This window comes from Marinobacter alexandrii (genome assembly GCF_005871205.1).
Taxonomy (GTDB): Bacteria; Pseudomonadota; Gammaproteobacteria; order Pseudomonadales; family Oleiphilaceae; genus Marinobacter; species Marinobacter alexandrii.
This window is the reverse complement of the sequence record NZ_SWKM01000012.1, coordinates 30,079-55,747: the sequence shown is the minus strand read 5'-3', so window position 1 is coordinate 55,747 and position 25,669 is coordinate 30,079. Positions and strand designations below refer to the sequence as shown.

Genomic DNA, 25,669 nt, shown 5'->3' with positions numbered 1-25,669 from the left:
CGGGGCACCCGGACAAAGTGTGTTCAGATTTCCAGTGCTTTTTGGGCATAGGAGGGGTTCACGAAAACACTGTAATCATCCTTCAGTGCCGGAATCTTGCCCTGGTCTTCCAGAAACTCGGATGTGAAACGTAATGCACGCGCCGCGCCACCTTCTTCTCCGCATTCCAGCCACGCGCAAGTCAGTTGCTCTTCCAGGGGCACAAACTCATACAGGGCCAGCACATCGAGGACGTTTTCGGCGTTGCCTCCGGTCATCTTGGCGATGCTTGCAACCATGGGGGAATCCGCGCTCAGGCTGTCTTTGTTGCTGCGGTAGGCTTCGTCGGCATCGCTCATCAGCTTGATTACCTGGGTAACAACTTCTGGATTTTCTTCTGCAAACTCCTTGCTTGCGACTACACCGTCGAATGTTGCTTTACCCCAGCGGCTGAGATCACCGGAACTGAGCAGTACTTTTCCATCCTGTTTAAGCTTGCTGAGGACCGGGTCCCAGATAAACGCGGCATCGATATCGCCCCGCGTCCAGGCAGCGGAGATGGCATTGGGCTGCATGTTCAGGACCTTCAGATCGGACTCATCCAGTCCAAACTGTTCAAGAGCAAAAAGGGTGTGGAAGTGGGTGGTGGAAACGAAAGGTACACCAAGGGTTTTTCCTTTCAGATCTTGTGGTGCCAGGATGCCGGTCTCGTCGCGCACGACCAGGGCTTCGGCGTTGTTGATGTTTTCCAGAATCCACACCAGCTCGATATCAACGCCCCGACTGATGGCAGCCGCGATCGGGCTGGAGCCAGCTGAGGCGATATCGATGTCGCCGGAGGCCATGGCGGTAATTACCTTGGCACCAGAATCGAAACGTCGCCATTCAACTTCAAGGCCAGTGGCCTTCTCCAGGGCGTCACTATCGATAACGGATTTCCAGGGATTCATCATGCCCTGATACCCGATGGTGACGGTGTCCGCCGTCGCAGTGGCGCTCAGAATGAAGCTTGTACCCAAACCTGCCAGCAGGTATTTGAAGCCTTTTTTAACTGTCACGTTATTCATAGTTTTCTCCCGAGAGGGTCATGTGCCGAGGTTGATCTTGTGTTCTGTGTCTACAGTAGATTTGGCATCGGTCCAGCATGTAGATCCAGTTCCGCGGTAATATGGGGCCAGTACAGGCTGTGGCATATCAATTGCATCATTCTGAAGCATTGACGTCTTTTTTAGGTGCAAACGCCCCATGAATGAGCACTACCTGAATATTCCTTTCGAAGAGGGTCGTCCCCTTCAGCAGCAGATCCAGGAGCGTCTGGTGGATGCAATTTTGGGTGGGCATCTGCCGGTTGCTGAGCCTTTGCCTTCTTCGAGAAAGCTGGCGGAGCAGTTGAAGGTTTCACGCAATACCATTGTTTTGGTGTATGAGCGCATGGTGGATGCAGGTTATCTCCAGTCCAGCAAACGCCGTGGCTACTTCATTTCGCCGGCCTTTCACGACCCTGACCAGATCAATGTGCAGGACAAATCTTCACGGGATGGTGATTCCCAGAAATGGAGCGACCGGTTCAAGCTCCAACCGAGCAAGTATCAGACCATCGTCAAGCCGAACCAATGGCAGCAGTATGAGTACCCGTTTATCTATGGCCAGATCCAGCAGGAGTATTTTCCGATAGAGCACTGGCGCGAATGCGCCCGTCGCACCCTGAGCACTACTGGGCTGACAGACTGGTTGCATGATCGCGTTGATATTGATGATCCCATGCTGGTGGAGCAGCTGCGCACACGAATATTGCCCAAACGGGGCATCTATGCAGGGCCGGGAGAAATATTGGTCACCATGGGGACCCAGAATTCCTTGTACCTGCTGGCCAATTTGCTTTTCGATCGCCATACCCGTGTGGCGTTGGAAAATCCCGGTTACCGCGAAGCCCACAGCATTTTCCGGAGCTTCAACGCGGACCTGGTGCTGCAACCGTTGGATCAGGAAGGGATCATGGTCGATGAAAAACTCAGAACTTGTGATTACATCTACATCACACCTAGCCACCAGGTACCCACCGGAGTGGAAATGAGTCGTCGTCGTCGTGCCGAATTGGTGGAACTGGCCCGGAGCAGCAATACGATTCTTATTGAGGATGACTATGATGCCGAGATCAGTATGCAGGAAAACCCAATACCGGCCATGAAAGCCGATGACCGGGACAATCGCATTGTTTATCTGGGCAGTTTATCCAAGTCCATGTCGCCGGGTCTCCGTATTGGCTTTATGGTGGCTGACGAACAGTTAATTGCTGAAGCCCGGGTTTTGAGACGTTTGATGTATCGACACCCGGCCAGCAACAATCAGCGACAGACGGCTCTGTTTTTGTCACTGGGGTATTACGATGCCTACCTGCGAAAGCTACGGACTCTGTACGTCAACAAACTGGTGAGGATGGAACGTGCCTTAAACCAACATCTACCAGATCTGATGACCCACGATGTTCATAGCGGTGCCTCTTCATTCTGGTTGAGAGTAGCGGACGGAATTGATACCGAACACTTGGCCTGGGTTGCGTCTCGCGAGGGGGTCCTGATAGAGCCTGGTGCCGTTCACTTTCTCCACCCGTCGCCACCTTGCAATTACCTCCGCCTGGGGTTCTCCACCATACCTGCCCACAAGATCGAACCTGGGATTTCGCAACTGAGGACCGTCCTCGAGCGGTTTAATGACTCCTAAAACCCCTCTGGCTCTATAAAGTCCTTCAACTGGATCTATAGGGTTATCCGCAAGGCCTCCTAACGTGTCACCCCAGTGGTGTTGCTTCTGACACCTCCGGACGGGGAAAAGGACTTGGCGGATAACCTGACACAATATATCAATGCAGATCTTGGCTGGGCGGTATTGCTGATCCTTGGCGCGGCACTGGTTCGGGGTTACACCGGCTTTGGGTTTGCAGCTATTGCCATTACGGGCCTGAACCTCGTTTGGCCGCCCCAGATCAGTGTTCCTGTCATAATTCTGCTGGATCTGATCGGTTCTGTTGGCCTGCTCCGTCCGTCCTGGCCGGAGGCTGATCGTGCCCTGATCGGGCGCTTGGCCTCTGGAGCCCTTCTCGGCATCCCACTGGGGCTGACCTTATTGATAGAGCTGCCGGAAAGCTTTCTAAAGCTTGCCATTAATGCCGGTGTCCTGATTCTGACCCTGATACTTTTTTTCCGGCCGAGAAGGGCAGAACGCGAATACCCCTGGCTTACCCGAATCGCTGGGGGTATATCCGGTGCCTTCACGGCTGCAGCCTCTATCGGCGGTCTCCCCATCGTTTGTTATTTGATGAGCACGCCGCTGAATGCCAGGAGCCAACGAGCGTCAATGGTTATCTTTCTGTCGGCCAGTGATCTGGTGGTTCTGATTCTGCTTGCCGTCAGTGGATTGCTGGGGCTGCACCTTCTGCTACCGACCCTGCTTCTACTTTTGCCAACACTCTTAGGGGTCCACTTTGGCAAGCTCGCCTTTTACCGTTTCAGGCCCACCTCCTTTCACCCGGTAGCTTTGCCGATTCTGGCAGTTCTGTCAGTTGGCGGGCTCTGGGCGGGCCTGAAAACCTTTTTCCTCACCACGGCTACAGGAGTCTGAACCATGCAGAAAACTGCGTTTATCACCGGCGCTACCTCCGGTTTCGGGCGCGCATGCGCACTTCGACTTGCCCAGGCAGGCTGGAACTTGATCCTTACAGGACGTCGTCAGGAACGACTTGATGATTTGCAGCAAGAGCTGGGAAGTCAGTGCCAGGTAGTGACATGGAAACTGGATGTGCGTGATGCAGAAGCTGTCCAGGCGTGTATCAACAATCTTGCCCCGCCGTTTGACGAGATTGATCTGCTGCTCAATAACGCCGGCCTGGCCCTGGGTACCGAACCCGCTCAAACCTGTGATCCGCAGGACTGGAAGCAGATGATCGATACCAACATTCTGGGCCTGACCAACGTAACCCATGCCTTGTTGCCAAAGCTTATCCACAAGGGGCCCGGGGCCAGCATTATCAACCTCGGTTCCATTGCCGGACGCTGGCCTTACCCCGGAGGCAACGTCTATTGCGGTACCAAGGCGTTTGTTGAGCAGTTCTCTTACGCGTTGCGTTGTGATCTGTCCGGCACCGGCGTGCGTGTCAGCAACCTGGCCCCCGGACTTTCGGAGAGCGAGTTCACACTGGTTCGCACGGGCGGGGATAAAGCGGCTTATGACCAACTCTACCAGGGCAGCGATCCGATTCAGCCAGAAGACATCGCTGAAACGGTGTTCTGGCTCGCCAGCCTGCCACCGCGCCTGAATGTAAACCAGCTGGAACTGATGCCGGTCTCGCAGGCCTGGTCACCTTTCTCTATTCATCGTAACTAATTGAAAAAGGATTAATTCTTATGAATAGCCATGTAAGTTACAACCATATCGCCGCCATGCTGGACCGTGATCATGTCTGGCACCATTTGACGCCGGGTGCTGCCGCTGCCAAGGGTGTGCCCATGTTTGTTCGCGGTGAGGGGCTCTCGATCTGGGACTCTGCGGGCAAAGAGTATCTTGATGCTTCAGCAGGCGGAGTGTGGGTTGTCAACGCCGGATACGGTCGTACCGAAATTGCCGACGCAATCCGCGAGCAGTTGGTCCGGCTCAATTTCATTGCCAGCTCGATGGGTAATGAGCCTGCAGCACTGTTTGCCGGAAAATTACTCGAAAAGATGCCAGGCATGAGCCGGGTCTTTTATTCCAGCTCGGGCTCCGAGGCCAACGAAAAGGCCTACAAAATGGTGCGCCAGATTGCCCATAAGCATTTCGGCGGGAAAAAGCACAAAATCCTCTATCGGGAGCGGGATTACCACGGCACCACGATTTCAGCATTGAGTTCCACTGGTCAGGCAGAGCGGCGTGCCCACTTCGGTCCCTTTACGCCGGGGTTTGTAGAAGTCCCTCATTGCTGCGAGTACCGCAACCAGTATGGTGATGTGGATAACTATGGCCTGCGCGCCGCTGACGCCATTGAAGAGGTGATCCTTCGGGAAGGCCCGGACACCGTTGGCGGCATCATTCTGGAACCCATCACCGCCGGTGGCGGTGTCATTCTTCCGCCGCCGGGTTATCTGCAAAAAGTCCGTGAAATCTGCGACCGTTACGACATCCTGCTGATCATTGACGAAGTGGTTTGTGGTCTGGGCAGGACCGGTAAGTGGTTCGGCTACCAGCATTTTGATATCCAGCCAGATATCGTCACTATGGCAAAGGGTATTGCCTCCGGCTATGCGGCGATTTCGTGCACCGTTACCTCCGAGCGGGTTTATCAGTTGTTGCAGGAAGATGAAGGTGACATCTTGGGGTTCTTCCGGGATATCTCCACCTATGCCGGTAACCTGGCTGGTCCGGCTGCCGCGCTGGCCAACATGGATATTCTTGAGCGGGAAGGGCTGGTGGATAACAGCGCCAAGCTGGGAGAGCGACTTTTAGAGGGCTTCCGAGCCTTGCAAGACAAACACCCGATGCTCGGTGATGTCCGTGGCAAGGGCCTTTTTGCGGGACTGGAACTGGTTCAGGACCGGGAAACCAAGGAACCAGTACATGAGACCGTGGCAATTGCCGTGGCCGCCAAGTGCAAGGAGCTTGGCGTGCTCATCGGTCGCACCAACCGCAGCCTGACTGGCCACAACAACATTATCAATTTCAGCCCGGCGTTGATTGTCACCGCCGAGCAGATTGACCGGATTGTTGATGTGGTTGATCAGGCGTTGGCTGAGTTTGGAGGCTGCCGACAGGGCTAGCCATTAAAAGCCATGTGCTCGTCCTCGAGCTGCATCAGGTTGCGGGTCGGGCTGAGCATGCTGGTGGCGTGGCTTTGGGCCCGGGGCAATAGGCGCTGGTAATAGAACTCCGCCGTGGCCAGCTTGGCCTGGTAGAAGGCGTCGGAGTCCTCGCCGCCGTTTGCCAACTTATCCACAGCCACCGCCGACTGCCGCAGCCACATGTAAGCCATGGTGACGTAGCCGCTGTACATCAGGAAATCGTACGCGGCGCCGCTGACCACATCGCGATCCTTGCGTGCGGCCAGCATCACCCGCACTGTCAGCAAATTCCACTGCGCGGTCAGTTTCAGTAACTCCACCGCGAACGGCCTTAGCCGCTTGTCGGTCAGTTGCTTGCGGGTGAAGTTGGCGACGGTCAGGGTAAAGTCTCGAACCGCGCCCCCCTGAGTCATCACCAGCACCTTACGACCGAGCAGATCCAGCGCCTGGATACCGGTGGTGCCCTCGTACAGGGTGGCAATCCGGGTATCGCGTACGATCTGTTCCATGCCGTGCTCACGGATATAGCCGTGGCCGCCGAACACCTGCATGCCCAGGTTGGCTGCCTCGCAGCCCATTTCGGTAAGAAAACCCTTCAGGATCGGAGTCAGGAAACCCAGTTTGTCGTCGTACTTCGCGGCTTTGTCCAGATCACCCTCGGTATGGCCTTCCACCATGTGGTCTGCCAGCCGGGCGGCGTAATAAAGCATGGCCCGGCCGCCTTCGGCAATGGCCTTCTGGGTCAGCAGCATGCGCCGGACATCACCGTGGTGGATCAGGGCATCGGCGACCTGGTCCGGCTCCTTCTTGCCAGACAGCGCGCGCATGGAGCGGCGTTCCCGGGCATAGTCCAGTGCCCATTGATAGGACAGTTCGGCCGGTCCAACTCCCTGGATGGCGGTACCGATGCGGGCGGTGTTCATGAAGGTGAACATGCACTCCAGACCCTGGTTTTCCGGGCCGATCAGGAAGCCGGTGGCGTCGTCGAAGTTCATCACGCAGGTAGCCGACGCCTTGATCCCCATCTTCTTTTCCAGAGTGCCGCAGCTCACCCCATTGCGCGCTCCTACCCCGCTGCCGCCTTTGCTCTCGGCGGGCAGGAACTTGGGCACGATGAACAGGCTGATGCCGCGGGTGCCTTTGGGCGCATCCGGCAGTCGCGCCAGCACGATGTGGACAATGTTTTCGGTCAGATCGTGATCACCGGAGGAGATGAAGATCTTGGTGCCGGTGAGCTTGTAGCTGCCGTCAGCCTGGGGCTCGGCCTTGGTTTTCACCTGGCCCAGGTCGGTGCCGCACTGGGGCTCGGTCAGGCACATGGTGCCGGCCCAGCGGCCCTCGGTCAGGGGCGTCAGGTAGGTGTGTTTCTGGTCGTCGCTGCCATGCAGAAAGATGGTATTCATGGCGCCCAGGGACAGTCCCGGGTACATGGAAAAGGACCAGTTGGCGGTGCCCATCATTTCCTGCTTGAGCAGGCCCATGGAGGCGGGTAGGCCTTGACCGCCAAATTCCTCGGGCGCGGACAGGCCCTGCCAACCGCCCTCGGCGTACTGCTGGTAGGCGGGTTTGTAGCCTGCCGGTGTGGTCACTTCACCGCCGGTCAGGGTGCAGCCCTGCTCATCGCCACTCTGATACAGCGGGCTCAGTACTTCCTCACAGAACCGGCCGCATTCAGTGAGAATGGCATCCACGATGTCGGGACTGGCGTTGGCACCGCTGGCGAGGCGCTGGTAATGCCCGGGATAGTCAAACACTTCATTGAGCAGGAATTTCATGTCGCGCAATGGCGCTTTATAAACCGGCATAACGGTTCCTCGTAATCCTTGGCTGTGGATAAGTCATAGTTGGGCTCGGCCCATTAACCAGTGTTGTACGGTATTCCCCCGGTGCTGCCATTGACGAAAACCACTTCCAGTCCTGTCAGAAAAGACAATTGGCCGAAATGACGGAGTTTTCCACAGGCGCCTGATTGTTGATCGGGCATTACCAACAGCGCGTATCTTGTACACCGTTCTCTCATCCACCCTTTTTCCTGCGAGTGTAAAGATCATGCAAAGCCCCTCTGTAAGCGCCGTTGTTGCTGGCCCCATTCGTCTACTCTGGTTATTGTTTGCGGTGTGGTTACTGGCAGGGTGCGCCGGAGCTTCCCTGGACGACTACGCCGATCGGGAGCCTGTACTGATACCGGCCCAGTTTTTTACCGGTGAACTCTCGGCCAGGGGTGTGGTCAAGGACTACACCGGTACGGTCATTCGCACCTTCGACGCGGACATCAGCGCGTCCTGGGACAACGACGGTACTGGCACCCTGGATGAGGTTTTCCGCTTCGACGATGGTGAAGTACAGACCCGAACCTGGACCCTGACCCCGGTGGATGACGGCTATCGCGCCACCGCCGGCGACGTGGTTGAGCCGGGCCTGATGCAATGGCGTGGCAATGCCATCCACATGAATTACGTGCTGCGGCTGGCGTACGGGGACGGTACCCTGGATGTGCGCATGGACGACTGGATGTACCTGGTGACCCCGGACACCCTGATCAACGAGACCACCCTGAGCAAATGGGGCATTGATGTTGGTGAGATTGTGCTGGTGATCCAGAAACGATAACCGAACCCGACGACGTTCACTGATTCTGGAAACTGTGTATGTGGAAGCAATGGCTGGTGGCACTGGGCCTTGTGGTTGTATCCGGCGGGGCTGCGGTGGGCTATCTGAGTCTGGCCGACAGCGAGCAGGCGGGCAGTGGTCGTGAGCGACCGCCTTCAGCCGTCAACACCCGGCTGCCCGAGCGGGACACCGTGCGGGATGTGGTCAAGTCAGTAGGTAACCTGGAGGCCTTGAACTCAGTGGAACTGACCAGCGAGGTCAGTGGCCGGGTGGTGTCGCTGCAGTTGCAAAGTGGCACCCGGGTGGATCAGGGCGCGGTCCTGCTGCAACTGGATGATCGCCAGGCCCGGGCCGACCTCGAAGTAATTGAATCCCAGCTTGCCGATGCCCGTCGTCAGTTTCAGCGTGCCCAGCAACTGCGCTCCAACAGCAGTGTGTCCCAGGCCGAAGTGGATGCCCTGCGTACGGCAGTCAGCGTGGCCCAAGCCCAGCGTGAGGCGGCCCGGGTCCGGCTGGAGAACCACCGGATTGAAGCACCGTTCGCGGGGGTGATTGGGCTCAGTGATCTCGACGTCGGTGCCTATGTAAGCGCCGGTACCCCCGTTGCTACCCTGGATGCCACCGAGCGGATGGAACTGAATTTTGCCATTCCGGAACGCTTCCTGGGCGACATCAGCCTGGGCCAGACCGTGGTCGGCCTGTCCCCGGCCTATCCGGGTAACCGCTTTACCGGCGAACTGGTGGAACTCGGTACCCGCATTAACCCGCTCAGCCGGACCCTGCCGGTCCGGGCAATGATCAACAACCCGGACGGCAAGCTGCTGCCCGGCCAGTTCATGTCCGCTACCCTGACTCTTCGGGAGCGCGTCGCTGTGGTGATTCCCGAACAGGCGGTGATGATCCGCGGCGATGAGCAGTATGTCTTTGTGGCCGAGGACGGCGTAGCCCGCCGGACTCCGGTGACCCTGGGATCACGGATGCCGGGCCGGGTCGAAGTGTCCGAAGGCCTGACCCTGGAGGATGCGGTGATCGTCACCGGTCAGGATCGGATCAGCAACGGTGACCGAATCCGGGTCCAGGATGCTGAAAACGCGATTCCGGAGAATCGTTTCGTTCAGTCCATGGAGTCCTGACCATGATCCTGTCCGACGTCTCCATCAAACGGCCGGTGTTTGCCACCGTCATCAGTCTGCTGATCGTGGTCTTTGGCCTGGCGGCACTATTGGGCTTGCCGGTACGGGAGTATCCGGACATTGATCCGCCGGTGGTTTCGATCTCCACCGATTACACTGGCGCAGCCGCCGAGGTTGTGGATACCCAGATCACCCAGGTCATTGAGGGCGCGATCAGCGGCATTGAAGGCATCCGTTCCATCGAATCCTCGACCGAACAGGGCGAGTCCCGCACCAGCATCGAGTTTTCCACAGACCGGGATGTGGATATCGCCGCCAACGACGTCCGCGACGCGGTATCCCGGGTTGCTAACCAGCTGCCAGAGGAAGCCGATCCGTCGGTGGTGCGCAAGGCCGATTCCGACGCCCGGCCGATGATGTGGGTAACTCTGCGCAGTGACGTTTGGGACAGCGCCGAACTCAGCGATTTTGCCGACCGCACCCTGGCCGACCGGTTGTCGGTGCTTGAAGGCGTGGCCGATGTCTTCATCGGTGGTGAACGCCGTTACGCCATCCGGGTCTGGCTCGACCGGGAACGGCTGGCGGCCCGGGATATCACCGTAGCGGAAGTGGAGGCGGCGCTGCGGGCCAACAACGTGGAACTGCCGGCTGGTTCGGTGGATTCTTCCACCCGCAACTTTACGGTCCGGGCCGAAGGCCGGGTATCGACGGTGGAGGATTTCCAGCGCCTGGTGATCCGGCGCAATGGCAATGACCTGCTGCGGCTGGGCGAGGTTGCCAATGTGCAGATGGGCGTGGAATCCGACGTCGGTCGCTTGCGGGCTAATGGCCAGACCGCCATTGGCATGGGCATCATCCGTCAGTCCAAGGCCAACACCGTGGCGGTGTCCGATGCGGTTCAGGCCGAACTTGAGAATATCCGCGAAACCCTGCCCCCGGAAGTCACCATCGCCGAGAGCTACGACGAATCGATTTTTATCCGCGCCTCCATCAAGGAGGTGGTAATCACCCTGGCCATTGCCGTCTCCCTGGTGATCCTGGTGATTTTCCTGTTCCTGCGCTCCTGGCGCGCCACCCTGATTCCGGCGGTGACTATTCCGGTGGCGGTGATTGGCGCCTTTATCGGCCTCGGTTTCCTGGGCTTCTCGATCAACGTGTTGACCCTGCTGGCCGTGATCCTCGCCATCGGCCTGGTGGTGGACGACGCCATCGTCATGCTGGAGAACATCCAGCGCCGTATCGACAATGGCGAGCCGCCGCTGCTGGCATCCTATCGGGGCGCCAAACAGGTGGCCTTTGCCGTGATCGCGACTACCCTCACGTTAGTCGCGGTGTTTGTACCCATCTCGTTCATGGGCGGCAACATTGGCCGGCTGTTCGCCGAATTCGGTTTCACCCTGGCGGCTGCGGTGGTGGTGTCCAGTTTGGTGGCGCTCACCCTGGCACCAATGCTGTGTTCCAAGTGGCTGCGCCACAGCCCGGAAACTGCGGAAGGTCATCGCCTGTGGGCGGCCAGCGAGAAAGTACTGGATGGCCTGACCCACGGTTATCAGCGCCTGTTGCGGTTTTCCCTGAACCAGCCGGGGCTGTTGCTGGGATTGGGGCTGGCCGGGATGATCCTGGCGGCCGTGGTGTTCCCGCAATTGCCTCAGGAACTGGCGCCGACCGAAGACCGGGGCATTATCATCATGCCGGCCAGTGCACCCCGGGGATCGACGGTGGAATTCACCGATCACTATGTGCGCCAGGCCGAAGCGGAGCTGTTGCCGTACCTGGAATCCGGGGTAGCGAACCGGTTGCTGTCGATCGTCGGCTTCCGGGACGAGGAAGATAACGCCTTCATGATAATGGGTCTGGTGCCCTGGGAAGAACGGAGCACCAAGCAACAGCAAATCACCAGTGAATTGCGGGGCAAACTTAGCCAGATCTCGGGTATCCGGATCGTGGCGGTGAACCCACCGGGATTGGGACAACGGGGCTTCAACCAGGCGGTGCAGTTTGTGGTCGCCGGCCCGGATTATGAATCGGTGCAGGCCTGGAGTGACGAGCTGGTGGAGCGGGCCAAGGACAACCCCAATCTGCTGAACCTGGAAACGGATTTCGAACTGACCCGTCCGGAACTGCGGGTGTCGATTGATCGCGAGCGGGCCGCCGACCTGGATATTACCGTCGAGGATGTAGGCCTGACCCTGCAAACCATGCTGGCGTCACGCCAAGTAACAACCTACCTGGATCGCGGCCGGGAGTACGATGTTATTGTGCAGGCGGCCGATGCCGAGCGCGCGACACCGGCAGACCTGGGTCAGATATACCTGCGTCCCCGGGAGGGCGGCACCCTGATTCCGATGCAGGCCCTGGTATCGGTTAAAGAAACCGGCGCCAACCCGGATCTTCGTCGCATCGACCGGCTACCTGCGGTGGTGATCAGTGCTTCTCTGGCAGACGGTTACGATCTGGGTTCGGCCCTGACCTATCTGAATAACCTGGCTGTGGATAACTTGCCTCCGGAGGCGCGGGTCAGTTATCAGGGCCTGTCCCGGGAATTTCAGGAGTCGTCCGCCGCCATCTACCTGACCTTCGGGCTGGCCTTTGTGATCGTGTTCCTGGTGCTGGCAGCTCAGTTTGAAAGCTGGATCCACCCTCTGATTATCATGCTGTCGGTGCCGCTGGCGGTAACCGGTGCCCTGTTGGCGCTCTGGTGGTCGGGCATCAGCCTGAACATCTACAGCCAGATTGGCATCATCATGTTGCTGGGACTCATGGCCAAGAATGGCATTCTGATTGTCGAGTTTGCCAATCAGCTACGGGATCGGGGCTACGCGGTCAAAGACGCTATTCTGGAAGGGGCGAGCCTGCGTTTCCGGCCGGTGCTGATGACCACCATTTCCACCGTGTTTGGTGCCGTGCCCCTGGTGATTGCGACCGGTGCCGGCGCCGAGAGCCGCGCAGCGATTGGTGTGGTGATCCTGGGTGGGCTGGTGTTTGCGACCACGCTGACCCTATTCATCATCCCGGTGCTGTACAACCTGCTGGCGGGCTTTGCCAAGTCGGCGAATGCGGTTGAGAAGGAGTTGGAGCGTCAGGCCGGTGGCCCCGCTGGGGGAGCTGTCATCTCGGGCGCGCCGCAAAAGCGGGCTGACGATTTCTGACACTCACCGAGAGTTAAGCGCTTGCGTTAGAACCAGGGCTTAGAGGGTCGATGGGAATGACATCTGGCCTGACAGCACTTCGTCGGGGTGGATGTCTACGCAGAATACCTGGGCACCCGCCTCGGTATACAGGCTTGTGGATAATGTAATGGTGCGCTTGGCGTCGGGCAGCCCGACATAAGGCCGTGAGCTGCTGATTTTCTGGGGCCGCTCCAGGGCATTGCGGAAATACTCCCGGTGCTCCCAGCGGGCGCCGGCCGAATGGTACAGGGGGTTGAACCGCCCCCGGTTCAGGTCGTGGCCGGCGCGAGCAAGGTTTCCCTGCTGAACACCGTTGCTGTCCAGCAGGAAGCAACGTTTCACCCCGGCCTGCTCCAGCAGGCGCTGGCAGGCGTCTCGAAAATCATTGCCACGAGCCAGTTCATGGCAGGCGTCCATGATCTCGAACCGCAACAGGCGCAGGTAACTCTCTTGATTCTGGAGATCCTGCAACGACCATTCGTCTGAGTCGAGCAGGACGTCATGGAGCCTGGCTTCGGACTTATCCACAACGCCAGGGGTAATGCTCTCAGGCTTGCCGAGCAGAAAGCCCTGTAACAGATCGACTTCCGCTGCCAGGGCAATTCTGGCCTGTTCCTGGGTCTCGATACCTTCCAGCAGCACCAGGCTGCCGCTTTCCCGTATCATCCGAACCAGACTTTCCAACAACAGCCGGGCGCGGTTGTTCTTCTCGGCATTGACCAGCAGGCTGCGATCCAGTTTTACGATCAAGGGATTGATTTGCCACAGGCGCTCGAAGTTTGAGTCCCCCATCCCGAAGTCATCAATGGCGATCTGGAAACCGAGGGTCTTGGCGTTGTGGATAAATACCATTAATGCTTCGGGGTCTTCCGAAGCCGTCTCCACCAGCTCCAGTACCACTCTGTCTGGCTGGATACCGTTGCGATGGCAGTGGTCGGAAAGTCGCTCGAGTGACGCCTCGGGATGCACGCAAGTGTCAGGATTGATGTTCAGGAAAAGCCAGACCGGACTATCACCGGCGGCGAAATTCGCCAGGTGCATATGCAGCAGGTGCCGATCGAGTTCCGGGGTCTGGCCCAGAGCGGCGGCCTGCTCGAACAGGCTGATCGGCGCAACGGGCTGGTCGTGCTGACTGACCCGGACCAGTGCTTCATAGCCAACCAGTTTCTGGTGGGTCGGACTCAGGATCGGTTGATACGCCGATCTGAAATCATGGCTGTGGATAATGTCCTGCCCGGGTTGAGCACGGGCATGGCTTCGGCGGGAAAGTCGGACTACGCTGCTCATTCAGCAACCTCGAATCTTGCTGGTGTTAGAGCCGTCCTGGCCGTGAATTGGAAGCACTAAAAGACATCTAACTAGCGGATTTCGTGCCAGAATTAACCAGTACCGCCAAGCCTGCGGCGACTGGCAGAAAACTGGATTCAATACAAATTGACTCGGCGGGTTTGCACGACCTCGGTGCGTCTTGGGCGTTTATGACCGCGTTGTGCACTAAAACAGGATGATTCATGGAGCCACACAGCCAGTTTCGATTGCTGGGACAGCGGCGGTTTTTGCCGTTCTACCTGACCCAGTTCTCCGGCGCCTTTAACGATAATCTGTACAAGAACGCCCTGTTGCTGCTGATCACCTTCAGCGCCGGTGGCCTGATGGGGTTGTCGGTCAATGTGGTGGTCAATCTGGCGGCGTTTCTGTTCATCTTGCCGTTCTTCCTGTTCTCCGGCATTGCCGGCCAGCTGGCGGACAACTACGAAAAGGCCCGGATCATACGCACCGTCAAACTGGCGGAAATTGTCATCATGGCGCTGGCCTCGGTTGGTCTGTGGTTTGGCTGGTATGAGCTGCTGCTGGTGTTGCTGTTCCTGATGGGTACCCAGTCCACCTTCTTCGGGCCGGTGAAATACGCGATCCTGCCCCAGGTGCTGGCCGATGACGAACTGGTTGGTGGCAATGGCCTGGTCAGTATGGGCACCTTCGTCGCCATCCTGCTGGGCACCATCGTCGCCGGGCTGCTGATGGGGTACGACCTGGCCGCGAAAATGACTGCTGTGGGGGTGCTGGTGATGGCGATATTGGGTTATGTTGCCGCTCGCCAGGTACCGCCAACCGGCGATCGGAGTGTGGCGGCTGCGGTCCGTTTGCGACCGGTACAGGAAACCTGGCAGTTGATGGTCATTGCCGCCGAGAGGCGCCGGGTGCTGCTGGCGGTGCTGGCCATTTCCTGGTTCTGGTTTCTCGGCGCCGCCTACCTGACCCAGTTCCCGAACTTTGCCCGTTCCAGTCTGCTTGGGGATGAGACTGTGGTCACCCTGTTGCTGTCGACGTTCATCGTCGGGATTTCAGTGGGTGCCATGCTCTGTGAACGGCTGACCCGTCATCGCATTTCCCTGGTACCGGTGCCCTGGGGCGCCCTTGGCCTGACCCTGTTGGGCGTTGATCTGTTCTTTGCAGTGCCCGAGTCGCCGATGCAATCGACCTGGCTGACCCTGCTGACCGATCCCGTGTACCTGCGAGTGCTGTTGGATCTGGTGGGCATCGGTGTCTGCGGCGGCTTGTTCATCGTCCCGTTGTACGCGTTCATCCAGCACGAGACGCCGGATCACAAGCGCGCCCGGATCATTGCCGCCCTCAATGTTATCAATGCCCTGTTCATGGTGGTCAGTGCCGTGGTGGGTATTCTGGTGCTGGGGGTACTGGAAGTATCCATTCCGGGATTTTTCCTGCTGTTGTCGTTGCTTAATGCCGCGGTCTGGCTGGTGGTCTGGCGTCTGCGCCGGCTGGAGCCGGTGAAATCTGTGGATAATTAATTGAATAAACGTCGGAAAACCTCTGGATGAATTTTTTTAATATAAATTAAAACAGTTAGTTAAGTGTTTTTTTCGGGCGGTTAACCCATGCTTGAATGTGTGGATAACTGTCTTAAAAACTTTTCTGAGAAGAGCTGTACAAGCATTTGAAAAGCCGATGTATTTCGGTTATCCACTAACGTCATCCACAGGAAAAGGGCGGGATTTTCCGGTGCCTGGGGTGTTGTTGGCTTTCAACACCGCCTGACTCTGGTTAAAATTTGCACATTCCAACTGCAATTCGGTGGCCGAGGCGTTATACTCGCCGCCCTGTTTTTATCCCCCGATTTCCGAGGTGAACTGTGGATTTTCCAACCCGTTTCGATGTCATTGTCATTGGTGGTGGCCATGCCGGTACTGAAGCCGCGCTGGCCGCGGCGCGCATGGGCTCGCAGACCCTGCTGCTGACCCATAACATCGAGACCCTGGGCCAGATGTCCTGCAACCCCGCCATCGGTGGCATCGGCAAGAGCCACCTGGTGAAGGAAATCGACGCCCTTGGCGGTGTCATGGCCACGGCGACCGACCGGGCCGGTATCCAGTTCCGGGTTCTGAACAGCCGGAAGGGACCGGCCGTGCGCGCCACTCGCGCTCAGGCTGACCGGGTGTTGTACAAGGCGGCGATCCGGGAAGTGCTGGAAAGCCAGCCCAATCTGACCCTGTTCCAGCAGGCGGCTGATGATCTGATTGTGGAAAACGACCAGGTCACCGGGGTGGTTACCCAGACCGGGATCCGCTTCAATGCCAAGACCGTGGTACTGACTACCGGCACTTTCCTGGGCGGAGTTATCCACATCGGCATGCAGCACCATTCCGGCGGTCGCGCCGGTGATGCCCCGGCCAACGCGCTGGCCCAGCGTTTGCGGGAATTGCCGTTCAACGTCGGTCGACTGAAGACCGGTACGCCGCCGCGAATTGATGCCCGCAGCGTGGACTTCTCGGTGATGGAACAACAATGGGGCGATAACCCGGCTCCGGTGATGTCATTTACCGGCAGCCGCGACCAGCACCCCGAGCAGATCTGCTGTTATGTCACTCGCACCACCGAGCATACCCACGACATCATCCGCAGCGGTTTTGATCGTTCGCCGATGTTCGCTGGTAGCATTGAGGGTGTTGGACCGCGCTATTGCCCGTCCATTGAGGACAAGGTCAACCGCTTTGCCGATAAGGATTCGCACCAGATTTTTGTTGAGCCCGAGGGCCTGACCACCAACGAGCTCTACCCCAACGGGATCTCCACCAGTCTGCCGTTCGACATCCAGTTGCAGGCGGTACGGTCGATTCCGGGCTTCGAGAATGCCCACATTACCCGTCCGGGTTACGCCATCGAGTACGATTACCTGAATCCCCAGGATCTGCGCCACACCCTGGAAACCAAGTTTATCCAGGGCCTGTACTTTGCTGGCCAGATCAACGGCACTACCGGATACGAGGAAGCGGGCGCACAGGGACTGCTGGCGGGCATCAACGCCGCGTTGCGGGCCCAGGACAAAGACTCCTGGTATCCGCGCCGGGACGAAGCCTACCTGGGTGTGCTGGTGGACGACCTGATCACGATGGGTACCAGTGAGCCCTACCGCATGTTCACCAGCCGTGCTGAATACCGCTTGATCCTGCGCGAGGATAATGCCGATCTGCGCCTGACCGAAACCGGCCGCAAGCTGGGCCTGGTGGATGATCATCGCTGGCAGGTGTTCAACGACAAGCGCGAGGGCATCACTCAGGAGCGCCGTCGGCTGGAAACCACCCGGATTCACCCGAATACCGACGCCGGGGAGCGGGCCAACGGTTTCCTCAAGCAGCCGATGACCCGGGACCAGTCCCTGGCCGAGCTGCTGCGTCGGCCGGAGATCGCCTACGGCCACATTGCCGAAATCGGTGCCGACAGCGCGGAAGATCCGAACGTCGCCGATCAGGTGGAGATCGAGATCAAGTACGAGGGCTACATCTCCCGTCAGGCGGATGAGATTGAACGTCTGCGCCGTAATGAGAACACCGAATTGCCGGTGGATCTGGATTACGACGTCATTGGTGGTCTGTCCAATGAAATCAAGCAGAAGCTCAAGGAAGTGCGCCCGGAAACCGTGGCCCAGGCGTCCCGGGTCCAGGGTGTAACCCCGGCGGCGATCAGCCAGATTTTGGTGCACCTGAAAAAGCGCGACCTGCTGCGCAAGCAGAGTGCCTGATCTGATCCCATGACTAATTCACTCTGGCAGCGCCAGCTCCGGGACGGGCTGGTGGCGATGGATGTGTCCCTGAGCGAGGCCCAGCAACAGCAGTTGCTGGCCTTCCTGAATCTGCTCAACAAATGGAACCGGGCCTACAACCTGACCGCAGTGCGCGATGAGCGCGAGATGGTGTCCCGGCAATTGCTGGACAGCCTCAGCATTTTGTCCCGGGTTCATACCGAGCATCTGCTGGATGTGGGTGCCGGCGGCGGGCTGCCTGGTATCCCCCTGGCCATTGCCCTGCCGGAGCGCCGGTTTACCTTGCTCGACAGCAATGGCAAGAAAACCCGCTTCCTGAATCAGTGCGTGCTGGAACTCGGGCTTGGCAACGTTGACGTTATCCACGGCCGGGCCGAAGCCTGCACGCCAGAGCAGCCGTTCACCCAGATCAGTAGTCGGGCTTTCACGGCACTCGAGAACCTGGTCACCTGGTGCGGCGATTTGCTGGCAAATGGCGGCGAGTTCCTTGCCATGAAAGGTCAGTTTCCGGATGATGAAGTGGCTGCGCTTCCGGCCGGTTGGCAGGTAAAATCCAGCCATTCCCTGGAAGTCCCCGGAGCCGATGGCGACCGTCACCTGCTGGTGGTCACCCGGGCAGATCATTCCCAGTAACCCGCGAACAGGAGGCGAGACATGGCGCGCGTGATTGCAGTGACCAATCAAAAAGGCGGTGTGGGGAAAACCACCACCTGCGTCAACCTTGCTGCTTCACTGGCCGCCACCAAGCGCCGGGTTCTGCTGGTGGACATGGATCCCCAGGGTAATGCCACCATGGGCAGTGGTGTGGATAAAAACGCATTGGAGCTATCGGGCTATGACCTGCTGACCAAGCGCGCCACTGCAGCCGAAGTCATCTTCCTGGCGGAAGCGTCCGGCTTTGATATCCTGCCCGCCAACGGCGACCTCACCGCGGCGGAGGTCGAACTGATGAATGAGATCGGCCGCGAGCATCGGTTGCGCCTTGCCCTGAACACGGTTCGGGACAACTACGATTACATCCTGATCGACTGCCCGCCGTCGCTCAGCCTGCTGACCGTCAACGCGCTGTCGTCGGCCGATTCCGTACTGATTCCCATGCAGTGTGAATATTACGCGCTGGAAGGTCTGGCGGCGTTGATGAACACGGTTGAACAGATCCAGGAAACGGTCAATCCGAATCTGCAGTTGGAAGGCATACTGCGCACCATGTACGACCCGCGCAACAGCCTGACCCTGGACGTATCCGGTCAGCTCAGCGAGTATTTTGGCGATAAGGTTTACCGGGCGGTGGTTCCCCGCAACGTTCGCCTAGCCGAGGCGCCCAGTTACGGCATGCCGGCGCTGAAATACGACCGCGCTTCCAAGGGTGCCGTGGCCTACCTGGCCCTGGCCGGTGAAATGGTCAGGCGCCACGGCTCAACAAAGACATCCGCGCCGGTGGCGGTGTAACATACCGCCCTGTCACTCCATAACGCACAACGAATTTCAACGGGAAGAATGACTGACACCATGGCGGCGAAGAAACGAGGATTGGGCGAGCGCGGACTGGGTGCCCTGCTAGCAGGCTCCAAGGTCAATCTCGACCAGGAACTGAAGGACCACGATGGGGAGCTGCGCGAGGTCCCCATTGACCTCATCCAGCGTGGCCGCTTCCAGCCACGCCGGGACATGGATCCGGCGGCGCTGCAGGAACTGGCAGATTCCATTCGTCAGCAAGGGGTGATGCAGCCGGTGGTGGTGCGTCCCATTGCCGAAGGCCGTTACGAGCTGATTGCCGGCGAGCGCCGCTGGCGCGCCACCCAGATGGCGGAGCTCGACAGCATTCCCGCCATCATTCGGGATGTGCCCGACGACGCCGCCATTGCCATGGCGCTCATCGAAAACATCCAGCGTGAAAATCTCAACCCGATCGAAGAAGCCTTTGCCCTGCAGCGCCTGCAGGACGAGTTCGGCCTGACCCAGGCTCAGGTCGCCGAGGCTGTGGGTAAGTCCCGCACCACCATCACCAACCTGTTGCGCCTAATCGGTCTGACCGAAGACGTTCGTCTGATGCTGGAACACGGCGATCTGGAAATGGGCCATGGCCGTGCCATGTTGACCCTGCCCCCGGAGCAGCAGATGCAGGTTGCCAAGCAGGTGGTCGCCAAATCCCTGTCCGTGCGCCAGACCGAGGCGTTAGTGCGCCGGGTCCAGCAGGAAAAGCCAGACCAGAAATCTGGCCGCGAGACCGCGGTCGATCCCAACATCCGCGCCTTGCAGGATGACTTGGCCGAGCGCCTTGGAGCTAGGGTCTCCATTGCCCATGGTCAACGTGGCAAGGGCAAGCTGGTGATCGAATACAGTTCACTGGACGAGCTCGACGGAATTCTCGGCCATATCAAGTAATTTGGCCCGTTTTTCTTGGTCTTTCGTAGAACTGCGAAAGTTCATACCCGGTGAATCACACAACATGTAGTGGTTAAAAGATAGGCTGCCGTCTATTTGTATGCAGATGTCGAGAGCCACTGTGGTTATGCCTTTTGTGACCGGGGCTTGCGGAATCCAGTTTTGTTGATTCGTGCACATTGAACACCTATAATCTGCGGCGCTCGTATCGGTGTATTTGCTCACTTTTCATGCAACATCGACAAAAAGCACCGTACTCTCGGGAAAAAAATGACGAAGACAACGCCGAGCGGGATACGACGCCCGCCCATCACACGATGGTTTGTTATAGAAAGTGTGGTACTCGTCTTGGTCAGCCTGGCATTTCTCGCGTTCCGCGGTCAGGTTTCCGGTTATTCAGCGCTGCTGGGCGGTCTCATTTTTCTGCTGCCCCACGGTTATTTTGCGCTTAAGGCATTCCGCTTCTCCGGCGCGCGGTCTGCCAAACAGATCATGACTTCTTTTTACCAGGGTGAGGCCGGAAAGCTCATCCTGTGCGCCATCTTTTTCACGATGGTGTTCAAATGGATTCAGCCGCTTGATATAGCGGCACTTTTTTTAACATTTGCGATCATGCTGGTCACCAACTGGTTGACACCGCTTCTTGCGGGCAGCAATACGCAGCAAAGCTAACTGGACCTGGGAAACCGTTATGGCAGGAAGTGCATCCGAGTATATTCAGCATCACCTCCAGAACCTCACCTACGGTAAGCTGCCGGCAGGCTATGAGCGTGCCGACGGAACCGTAGTCGAACAAGCAGGCTGGACCCTGGCGCAGAGTGCCACTGAGGCATCTGACATGGGTTTTATGGCCCTGCACATTGACTCCCTCGGGTGGTCAGTCGCGCTTGGCGTTCTGTTCCTCTTTTTCTTCCGCATGGCGGCAAAACGTGCCACCTCCGGCCAACCCGGTGGTCTGCAGAATTTCGTTGAAGTGATGGTCGAGTTCGTCGACCAGAGCGTCAAGGAAACCTTCCACGGCAAGAACAAGGTCATCGCCCCGCTGGCACTGACCATCTTCTGCTGGGTGTTTCTGATGAACCTGATGGACCTGGTGCCGGTGGACTTCCTGCCGCAAATATTCCACCTGATGGGTCTTGAGTACATGAAGGTGGTACCGACCACTGACGTCAATATTACTCTGGGCATGTCCCTGTCGGTCTTCTTCCTGATCATCTACTACAGCCTGAAGGTGAAAGGCGTGGGTGGCTTCCTGGGCGAACTGACCCTGCACCCGTTCTCCTCAGACAACCTGATTCTGAAGATCCTGCTGGTTCCAGTGAACCTGTTGCTCGAGGGCGTCAGCCTGATCGCCAAGCCGATCTCACTGGCTCTGCGTCTGTTCGGTAACCTGTACGCTGGCGAGCTGATCTTCATCCTGATTGCGCTGCTGCCCCTGTGGGCGCAGTGGACGCTGTCTGTACCCTGGGCGATCTTCCACATTCTGGTTATCACCCTGCAGGCATTCATCTTTATGATGTTGACGATCGTGTACCTGAGCATGGCTCACGAAGACAGTCACTGATCGGACTTCATTTAGTCGTAGTTTTTAAACCCTTAACGTTAACCTGAAAACCTAAACTGAAAACTGGGAGTTATCATGGAAACTGTAGTTGGAATGACCGCGATTGCCGTTGCACTGCTGATTGGTCTGGGTGCCCTGGGTACCGCGATTGGCTTTGGTATCCTCGGTGGCAAATTCCTGGAAGGCGCTGCGCGTCAGCCGGAAATGACTCCGATGCTGCAGGTTAAGATGTTCATCGTCGCTGGTCTGCTGGACGCCGTGACCATGATCGGTGTTGGTATCGCACTGTTCTTCACTTTCGCCAACCCGTTTGTCGGCCAGATCGCCGGTTAATCGAGTCGCCAACCGGGGGTTCACCCCGGTCAGATGATTCTTAACAAAACAGGCGAGAGGTGAAGACGTGAACATTAATTTGACGATGATTGGTCAAGCCATCGCGTTCTTTATCTTTGTCGTGTTCTGCATGAAATATGTGTGGCCGCCGATTATGGCCGCACTGCAGGAACGTCAAAAGAAGATCGCTGACGGACTGGCTGCCTCAGACCGCGCGGCGCGCGATCTGGAACTGGCTCAGGAAAAGTCAGCTCAGGAACTGCGCGAAGCCAAGCAGCAAGCCGCTGGTCTTATTGAACAGGCCAACAAGCGCGCAGCCGCCATTGTGGAAGCATCGAAAGATGACGCCCGCAAGGAAGGCGAAAAGCTGATTGAGCAGGCCAAGGCCGAAATTGAACAGGAACGTAATCAGGCCCGTGACGCGCTGCGTGCAGAAATTGCCGCCATCGCCGTTGCCGGAGCTGAGAAGATCCTGGAAACCTCTGTCGATGCCTCCAAGCACAACGAGATGTTGGAAAAACTGGCGGCAGAACTTTAAACGACGAGGTTCATCATGGCAGAACTGAGAACGCTGGCCCGTCCATACGCAAAAGCAGCATTCAAGGCCGCCCAGGAGCATGAGCAACTGGAACAGTGGTCACAGGTGCTGACGATTGCCGGACAGGTCACCGCGAACAAAAGCATTCGACAGCTTCTCGCGAATCCGGGTCTGGAAGAGCAGAAGAAAGCCGAGCTGATTCTCGAAGTCGCCGAAGACGGCGTCACCGAGCAGATTCGCAATTTCTTCGCGGTACTGGCGGAAAACCGTCGGCTGACTCTTCTTCCTGAGATTTCAGCGCTCTTCAACACGTACCGGGCTGATCTGGAGCGCACTGTTGATATCGAAGTGACCGCGGCTTACGAGCTGACGGACGAACAGCAACAGAAGCTCGCCCAGGCACTCTCGAGCAAACTCGAGCGGAAAGTGTCACTCGCAGCGTCATCGGACAAGTCGTTGATCGGCGGCGCAATCATTCGCACCGGCGATCTGGTTATCGACGCTTCTGTACGCGGAAAGCTGACCAAGCTGGCCGACGCTCTGGGCTCCTGATTTCAGCACAAGGTTTGAGGATATTGGCATGCAGCAACTGAATCCATCCGAGATCAGTGACATCATCAAGAAGAGAATCGAGAAACTCGACATCTCTTCCGAAGCAAAGAACGAAGGTACGATCCTGTCCGTCTCTGACGGTATCGTGCTGGTCCACGGTCTTGCCGACGTTATGTACGGCGAGATGATTGAATTTGCCAACGGCACCTTCGGCATGGCTCTGAACCTGGAGCGTGATTCTGTTGGTGCGGTTGTCCTGGGTGACTACGAAGGTCTGGCCGAAGGCCAGAAAGTTCGTTGCACCGGTCGCATCCTGGAAGTTCCGGTTGGTCCGGAACTGATGGGCCGCGTGGTTGACGGTCTGGGTAACCCGATCGACGGCAAGGGCGAGCTGGGTACTGACCTGACCTCACCGGTTGAGAAGGTTGCACCGGGCGTTATCGCACGTCAGTCCGTTGATGAGCCGGTTCAGACTGGTCTGAAAGCCATCGATACCATGGTTCCGGTTGGCCGCGGCCAGCGTGAGCTGATTATCGGTGACCGTCAGATTGGTAAGACCGCTGTCGCCATCGACGCGATCATCAACCAGAAAGACACAGGCATCAAGTGTATCTACGTGGCCGTTGGCCAGAAGCAGTCTTCCATCGCCGCCGTTGTGCGTAAGCTGGAAGAGCACGGTGCCATGGATCACACCATTGTTGTTGCCGCTGGCGCAGCCGATCCTGCAGCGATGCAGTTCCTGGCGCCGTACTCCGGCACCTCCATGGGTGAATACTTCCGTGACCGCGGTGAAGATGCCCTGATTGTTTACGATGACCTGTCCAAGCAGGCCGTTGCTTACCGTCAGATCTCCCTGCTGCTGCGTCGTCCGCCGGGCCGCGAAGCTTACCCGGGTGACGTTTTCTACCTGCACTCACGTCTGCTGGAGCGCGCTTCCCGCGTAAACGCTGACTACGTAGAGCAGCTGACGAACGGTGAAGTGAAAGGCCAGACTGGTTCTTTGACCGCGCTGCCGATCATCGAGACCCAGGCCGGCGACGTATCCGCGTTCGTACCGACCAACGTAATCTCCATTACCGACGGTCAGATCTTCCTGGAAACCAACCTGTTCAACTCCGGTATCCGTCCGGCCATGAACGCCGGTATCTCCGTATCCCGGGTAGGTGGTTCAGCCCAGACCAAGATCATGAAGAAGCTTGGCGGTAACATCCGTCTGGCTCTGGCCCAGTATCGTGAATTGGCCGCTTTCGCACAGTTTGCTTCCGATCTCGACGAAGCAACTCGTCAGCAGCTTGAGCACGGTCAGCGTGTAACGGAACTCATGAAGCAGAACCAGTACAGCCCGATGTCTGTGGCTGAAATGGGTACGGTTCTGTTTGCAGCCAACGAAGGCTTCCTGGACGACGTTGATGTCGACAAGGTTGTGAAGTTTGAAGCGCAGATGCTTGACTGGATGCGCTCCGAGCAGAAGGACCTCCTCGACAAGATCAACGTGAAAGGCGATTACAACGACGAAATCGCTGCCGGCCTGAAAGCTGCACTTGAGAAATTCAAGACCACTCAAAGCTGGTAACAAAAAGGGCCTGCAATTCGTTGCGGGCCGCTTTTCGTAGCAACGAGTGTTTAACTTGAGAAGGCAGTGAGTTATGGCCGTCGGCAAAGAAATACGTAACCAGATTTCAAGCATCAAGAGCACGCAGAAAATCACCAGCGCCATGGAAATGGTTGCGGCGAGTAAGATGCGTAAGGCTCAGGAGCGCATGCAGGCAACTCGCCCGTATGCCGAAAAGATGCGTCAGGTGATCGGGCACATTGCCAAGGCGAATGCTCAGTACAAGCACCCCTTCATGGTCGAGCGCGAGGTCAAGCGCGTGGGCTACATTGTGGTGTCAACTGATCGTGGCCTCTGCGGTGGTCTGAACATTAACCTGTTCAAAGCGCTTGTCCGTGATATGAAAGCGTGGAAGGAAAAGGGAGTGGAATCCGATCTGTGCGCCATCGGACAGAAAGGTGCTTCCTTTTTCCGGAGCTACGGCGGCAACGTCGTTGCGGCACTGACCCATCTGGGAGACAGTCCGAGCTCTGAAAAACTCATCGGCAACGTCAAGGTGATGCTGGATGCGTTCTCGGAAGGCAAGATTGACCGACTCTATGTGGTCAGCAACGAGTTCGTAAACACCATGACCCAGAGCCCGAAGGTAGAGCAGCTGCTGCCGCTGCCTGAAGGCGAAGACGAAGAAGAGATCAAGAACCAGTGGGATTATCTCTACGAGCCCGATGCCAGGCAGATCCTCGATGGCCTTCTGCCACGTTTTATTGAATCCCAGGTATACCAGGGTGTGGTAGAGAATCTGGCATGTGAACAGGCAGCCCGGATGATCGCCATGAAGAGCGCAACTGATAACGCCGGTGACATCATCGACGAGCTTCAGTTGGCTTATAACAAGGCGCGTCAGGCAGCCATCACCCAAGAGATTTCGGAGATTGTGAGCGGCGCGGCTTCGGTCTGATCCAGCCCACAATCCAACTGGCTTTTTTG

At 57.8% G+C, this 25,669-nt stretch carries 22 protein-coding genes; 19 read left to right on the top strand and 3 right to left on the bottom strand.

Features of this window, described 5'->3' with window-relative positions; translation table 11 throughout:
* Positions 1-23 precede the first annotated feature (23 nt).
* Positions 24-1,046 (bottom strand): taurine ABC transporter substrate-binding protein, encoded by a 1,023-nt coding sequence (tauA, locus tag FCS96_RS07295; protein WP_138439710.1) that lies wholly within the window; start codon positions 1,044-1,046, stop codon positions 24-26.
* Between the two features lie 178 nt (positions 1,047-1,224).
* On the opposite strand from tauA, the gene pdxR reads away from it, so the two are divergent.
* The 4 genes from pdxR (at position 1,225) to FCS96_RS07275 (ending at position 5,765) form a co-directional block, all read left to right on the top strand.
* A complete protein-coding gene (gene pdxR, locus FCS96_RS07290) occupies positions 1,225-2,700 on the top strand; it encodes a MocR-like pyridoxine biosynthesis transcription factor PdxR (RefSeq protein WP_138439709.1) in 1,476 nt (491 codons plus the stop codon).
* A gap of 114 nt (positions 2,701-2,814) precedes the next feature.
* On the top strand, positions 2,815-3,597 hold the full coding sequence (locus FCS96_RS07285) for a sulfite exporter TauE/SafE family protein (RefSeq protein ID WP_138439708.1): 783 nt from the start codon (positions 2,815-2,817) through the stop codon (positions 3,595-3,597).
* A 3-nt stretch (positions 3,598-3,600) separates the two neighbouring features.
* On the top strand, positions 3,601-4,359 hold the full coding sequence (locus FCS96_RS07280; RefSeq protein ID WP_138439707.1) for an SDR family NAD(P)-dependent oxidoreductase: 759 nt from the start codon (positions 3,601-3,603) through the stop codon (positions 4,357-4,359).
* A gap of 20 nt (positions 4,360-4,379) precedes the next feature.
* Positions 4,380-5,765: an aminotransferase family protein gene (locus tag FCS96_RS07275; protein ID WP_138439706.1), complete on the top strand. Its 1,386-nt coding sequence runs from the start codon at positions 4,380-4,382 to the stop codon at positions 5,763-5,765.
* Here FCS96_RS07275 and FCS96_RS07270 read toward each other — a convergent pair.
* The gene (locus FCS96_RS07270; protein ID WP_138439705.1) at positions 5,762-7,591 is read right to left on the bottom strand and encodes an acyl-CoA dehydrogenase C-terminal domain-containing protein; all 1,830 of its coding nucleotides are present in this window, start codon (positions 7,589-7,591) and stop codon (positions 5,762-5,764) included. The two genes, FCS96_RS07275 and FCS96_RS07270, sit on opposite strands and share 4 nt — an antisense overlap.
* A 244-nt stretch (positions 7,592-7,835) precedes the next feature.
* On the opposite strand from FCS96_RS07270, the gene FCS96_RS07265 reads away from it, so the two are divergent.
* The 3 genes from FCS96_RS07265 to FCS96_RS07255 are packed head-to-tail and all read left to right on the top strand — an operon-like array spanning position 7,836 to position 12,678.
* Positions 7,836-8,396, top strand: a complete 561-nt coding sequence (locus tag FCS96_RS07265; RefSeq protein WP_138439704.1) for a DUF3833 domain-containing protein — start codon at positions 7,836-7,838, stop codon at positions 8,394-8,396.
* Between the two features lie 38 nt (positions 8,397-8,434).
* Positions 8,435-9,529 (top strand): efflux RND transporter periplasmic adaptor subunit, encoded by a 1,095-nt coding sequence (locus tag FCS96_RS07260; protein WP_138439703.1) that lies wholly within the window; start codon positions 8,435-8,437, stop codon positions 9,527-9,529.
* Positions 9,530-9,531: 2 nt separating this feature from the next.
* A complete protein-coding gene (locus FCS96_RS07255; RefSeq protein ID WP_138439702.1) occupies positions 9,532-12,678 on the top strand; it encodes an efflux RND transporter permease subunit in 3,147 nt (1,048 codons plus the stop codon).
* Positions 12,679-12,717: 39 nt separating this feature from the next.
* Here the strand turns inward: FCS96_RS07255 and FCS96_RS07250 are convergent, their stop codons facing one another.
* Entirely contained in the window at positions 12,718-13,986 is a 1,269-nt protein-coding gene (locus tag FCS96_RS07250; RefSeq protein ID WP_138439701.1) for a sensor domain-containing phosphodiesterase, read from the bottom strand.
* A gap of 224 nt (positions 13,987-14,210) precedes the next feature.
* Between FCS96_RS07250 and FCS96_RS07245 the strand changes: the two genes are divergently transcribed.
* From FCS96_RS07245 to atpG, 12 genes are all read left to right on the top strand, one after another.
* Positions 14,211-15,509, top strand: a complete 1,299-nt coding sequence (locus tag FCS96_RS07245; protein WP_138439700.1) for an MFS transporter — start codon at positions 14,211-14,213, stop codon at positions 15,507-15,509.
* A 341-nt stretch (positions 15,510-15,850) separates the two neighbouring features.
* Positions 15,851-17,737 carry a tRNA uridine-5-carboxymethylaminomethyl(34) synthesis enzyme MnmG gene (mnmG, locus tag FCS96_RS07240; protein WP_138439699.1) on the top strand — a complete coding sequence of 629 codons (1,887 nt, stop codon included), beginning with the start codon at positions 15,851-15,853 and terminating at the stop codon, positions 17,735-17,737.
* A gap of 9 nt (positions 17,738-17,746) precedes the next feature.
* Positions 17,747-18,391 carry a 16S rRNA (guanine(527)-N(7))-methyltransferase RsmG gene (gene rsmG / locus FCS96_RS07235; RefSeq protein ID WP_138439698.1) on the top strand — a complete coding sequence of 215 codons (645 nt, stop codon included), beginning with the start codon at positions 17,747-17,749 and terminating at the stop codon, positions 18,389-18,391.
* Positions 18,392-18,412: 21 nt separating this feature from the next.
* Positions 18,413-19,207, top strand: a complete 795-nt coding sequence (locus tag FCS96_RS07230) for a ParA family protein (RefSeq protein WP_138439697.1) — start codon at positions 18,413-18,415, stop codon at positions 19,205-19,207.
* Positions 19,208-19,267: 60 nt separating this feature from the next.
* Positions 19,268-20,143: a ParB/RepB/Spo0J family partition protein gene (locus FCS96_RS07225; protein ID WP_138440381.1), complete on the top strand. Its 876-nt coding sequence runs from the start codon at positions 19,268-19,270 to the stop codon at positions 20,141-20,143.
* A 270-nt stretch (positions 20,144-20,413) separates the two neighbouring features.
* A complete protein-coding gene (locus tag FCS96_RS07220) occupies positions 20,414-20,815 on the top strand; it encodes a F0F1 ATP synthase subunit I (protein WP_138439696.1) in 402 nt (133 codons plus the stop codon).
* A 19-nt stretch (positions 20,816-20,834) separates the two neighbouring features.
* Positions 20,835-21,707, top strand: a complete 873-nt coding sequence (gene atpB / locus FCS96_RS07215) for a F0F1 ATP synthase subunit A (RefSeq protein ID WP_138439695.1) — start codon at positions 20,835-20,837, stop codon at positions 21,705-21,707.
* Positions 21,708-21,782: 75 nt separating this feature from the next.
* Complete coding sequence (gene atpE / locus FCS96_RS07210) at positions 21,783-22,040, top strand: F0F1 ATP synthase subunit C (RefSeq protein ID WP_012138088.1); 258 nt, start codon at positions 21,783-21,785, stop codon at positions 22,038-22,040.
* Positions 22,041-22,107: 67 nt separating this feature from the next.
* A complete protein-coding gene (locus FCS96_RS07205; RefSeq protein ID WP_171040697.1) occupies positions 22,108-22,578 on the top strand; it encodes a F0F1 ATP synthase subunit B in 471 nt (156 codons plus the stop codon).
* Positions 22,579-22,593: 15 nt separating this feature from the next.
* Positions 22,594-23,130, top strand: coding sequence for a F0F1 ATP synthase subunit delta (locus FCS96_RS07200; RefSeq protein ID WP_138439694.1), 537 nt, complete (start codon positions 22,594-22,596; stop codon positions 23,128-23,130).
* A 28-nt stretch (positions 23,131-23,158) separates the two neighbouring features.
* Positions 23,159-24,703 (top strand): F0F1 ATP synthase subunit alpha, encoded by a 1,545-nt coding sequence (gene atpA, locus FCS96_RS07195; protein WP_138439693.1) that lies wholly within the window; start codon positions 23,159-23,161, stop codon positions 24,701-24,703.
* A gap of 73 nt (positions 24,704-24,776) precedes the next feature.
* Positions 24,777-25,640, top strand: coding sequence for a F0F1 ATP synthase subunit gamma (gene atpG, locus FCS96_RS07190; RefSeq protein WP_138439692.1), 864 nt, complete (start codon positions 24,777-24,779; stop codon positions 25,638-25,640).
* Positions 25,641-25,669: the final 29 nt, after the last annotated feature.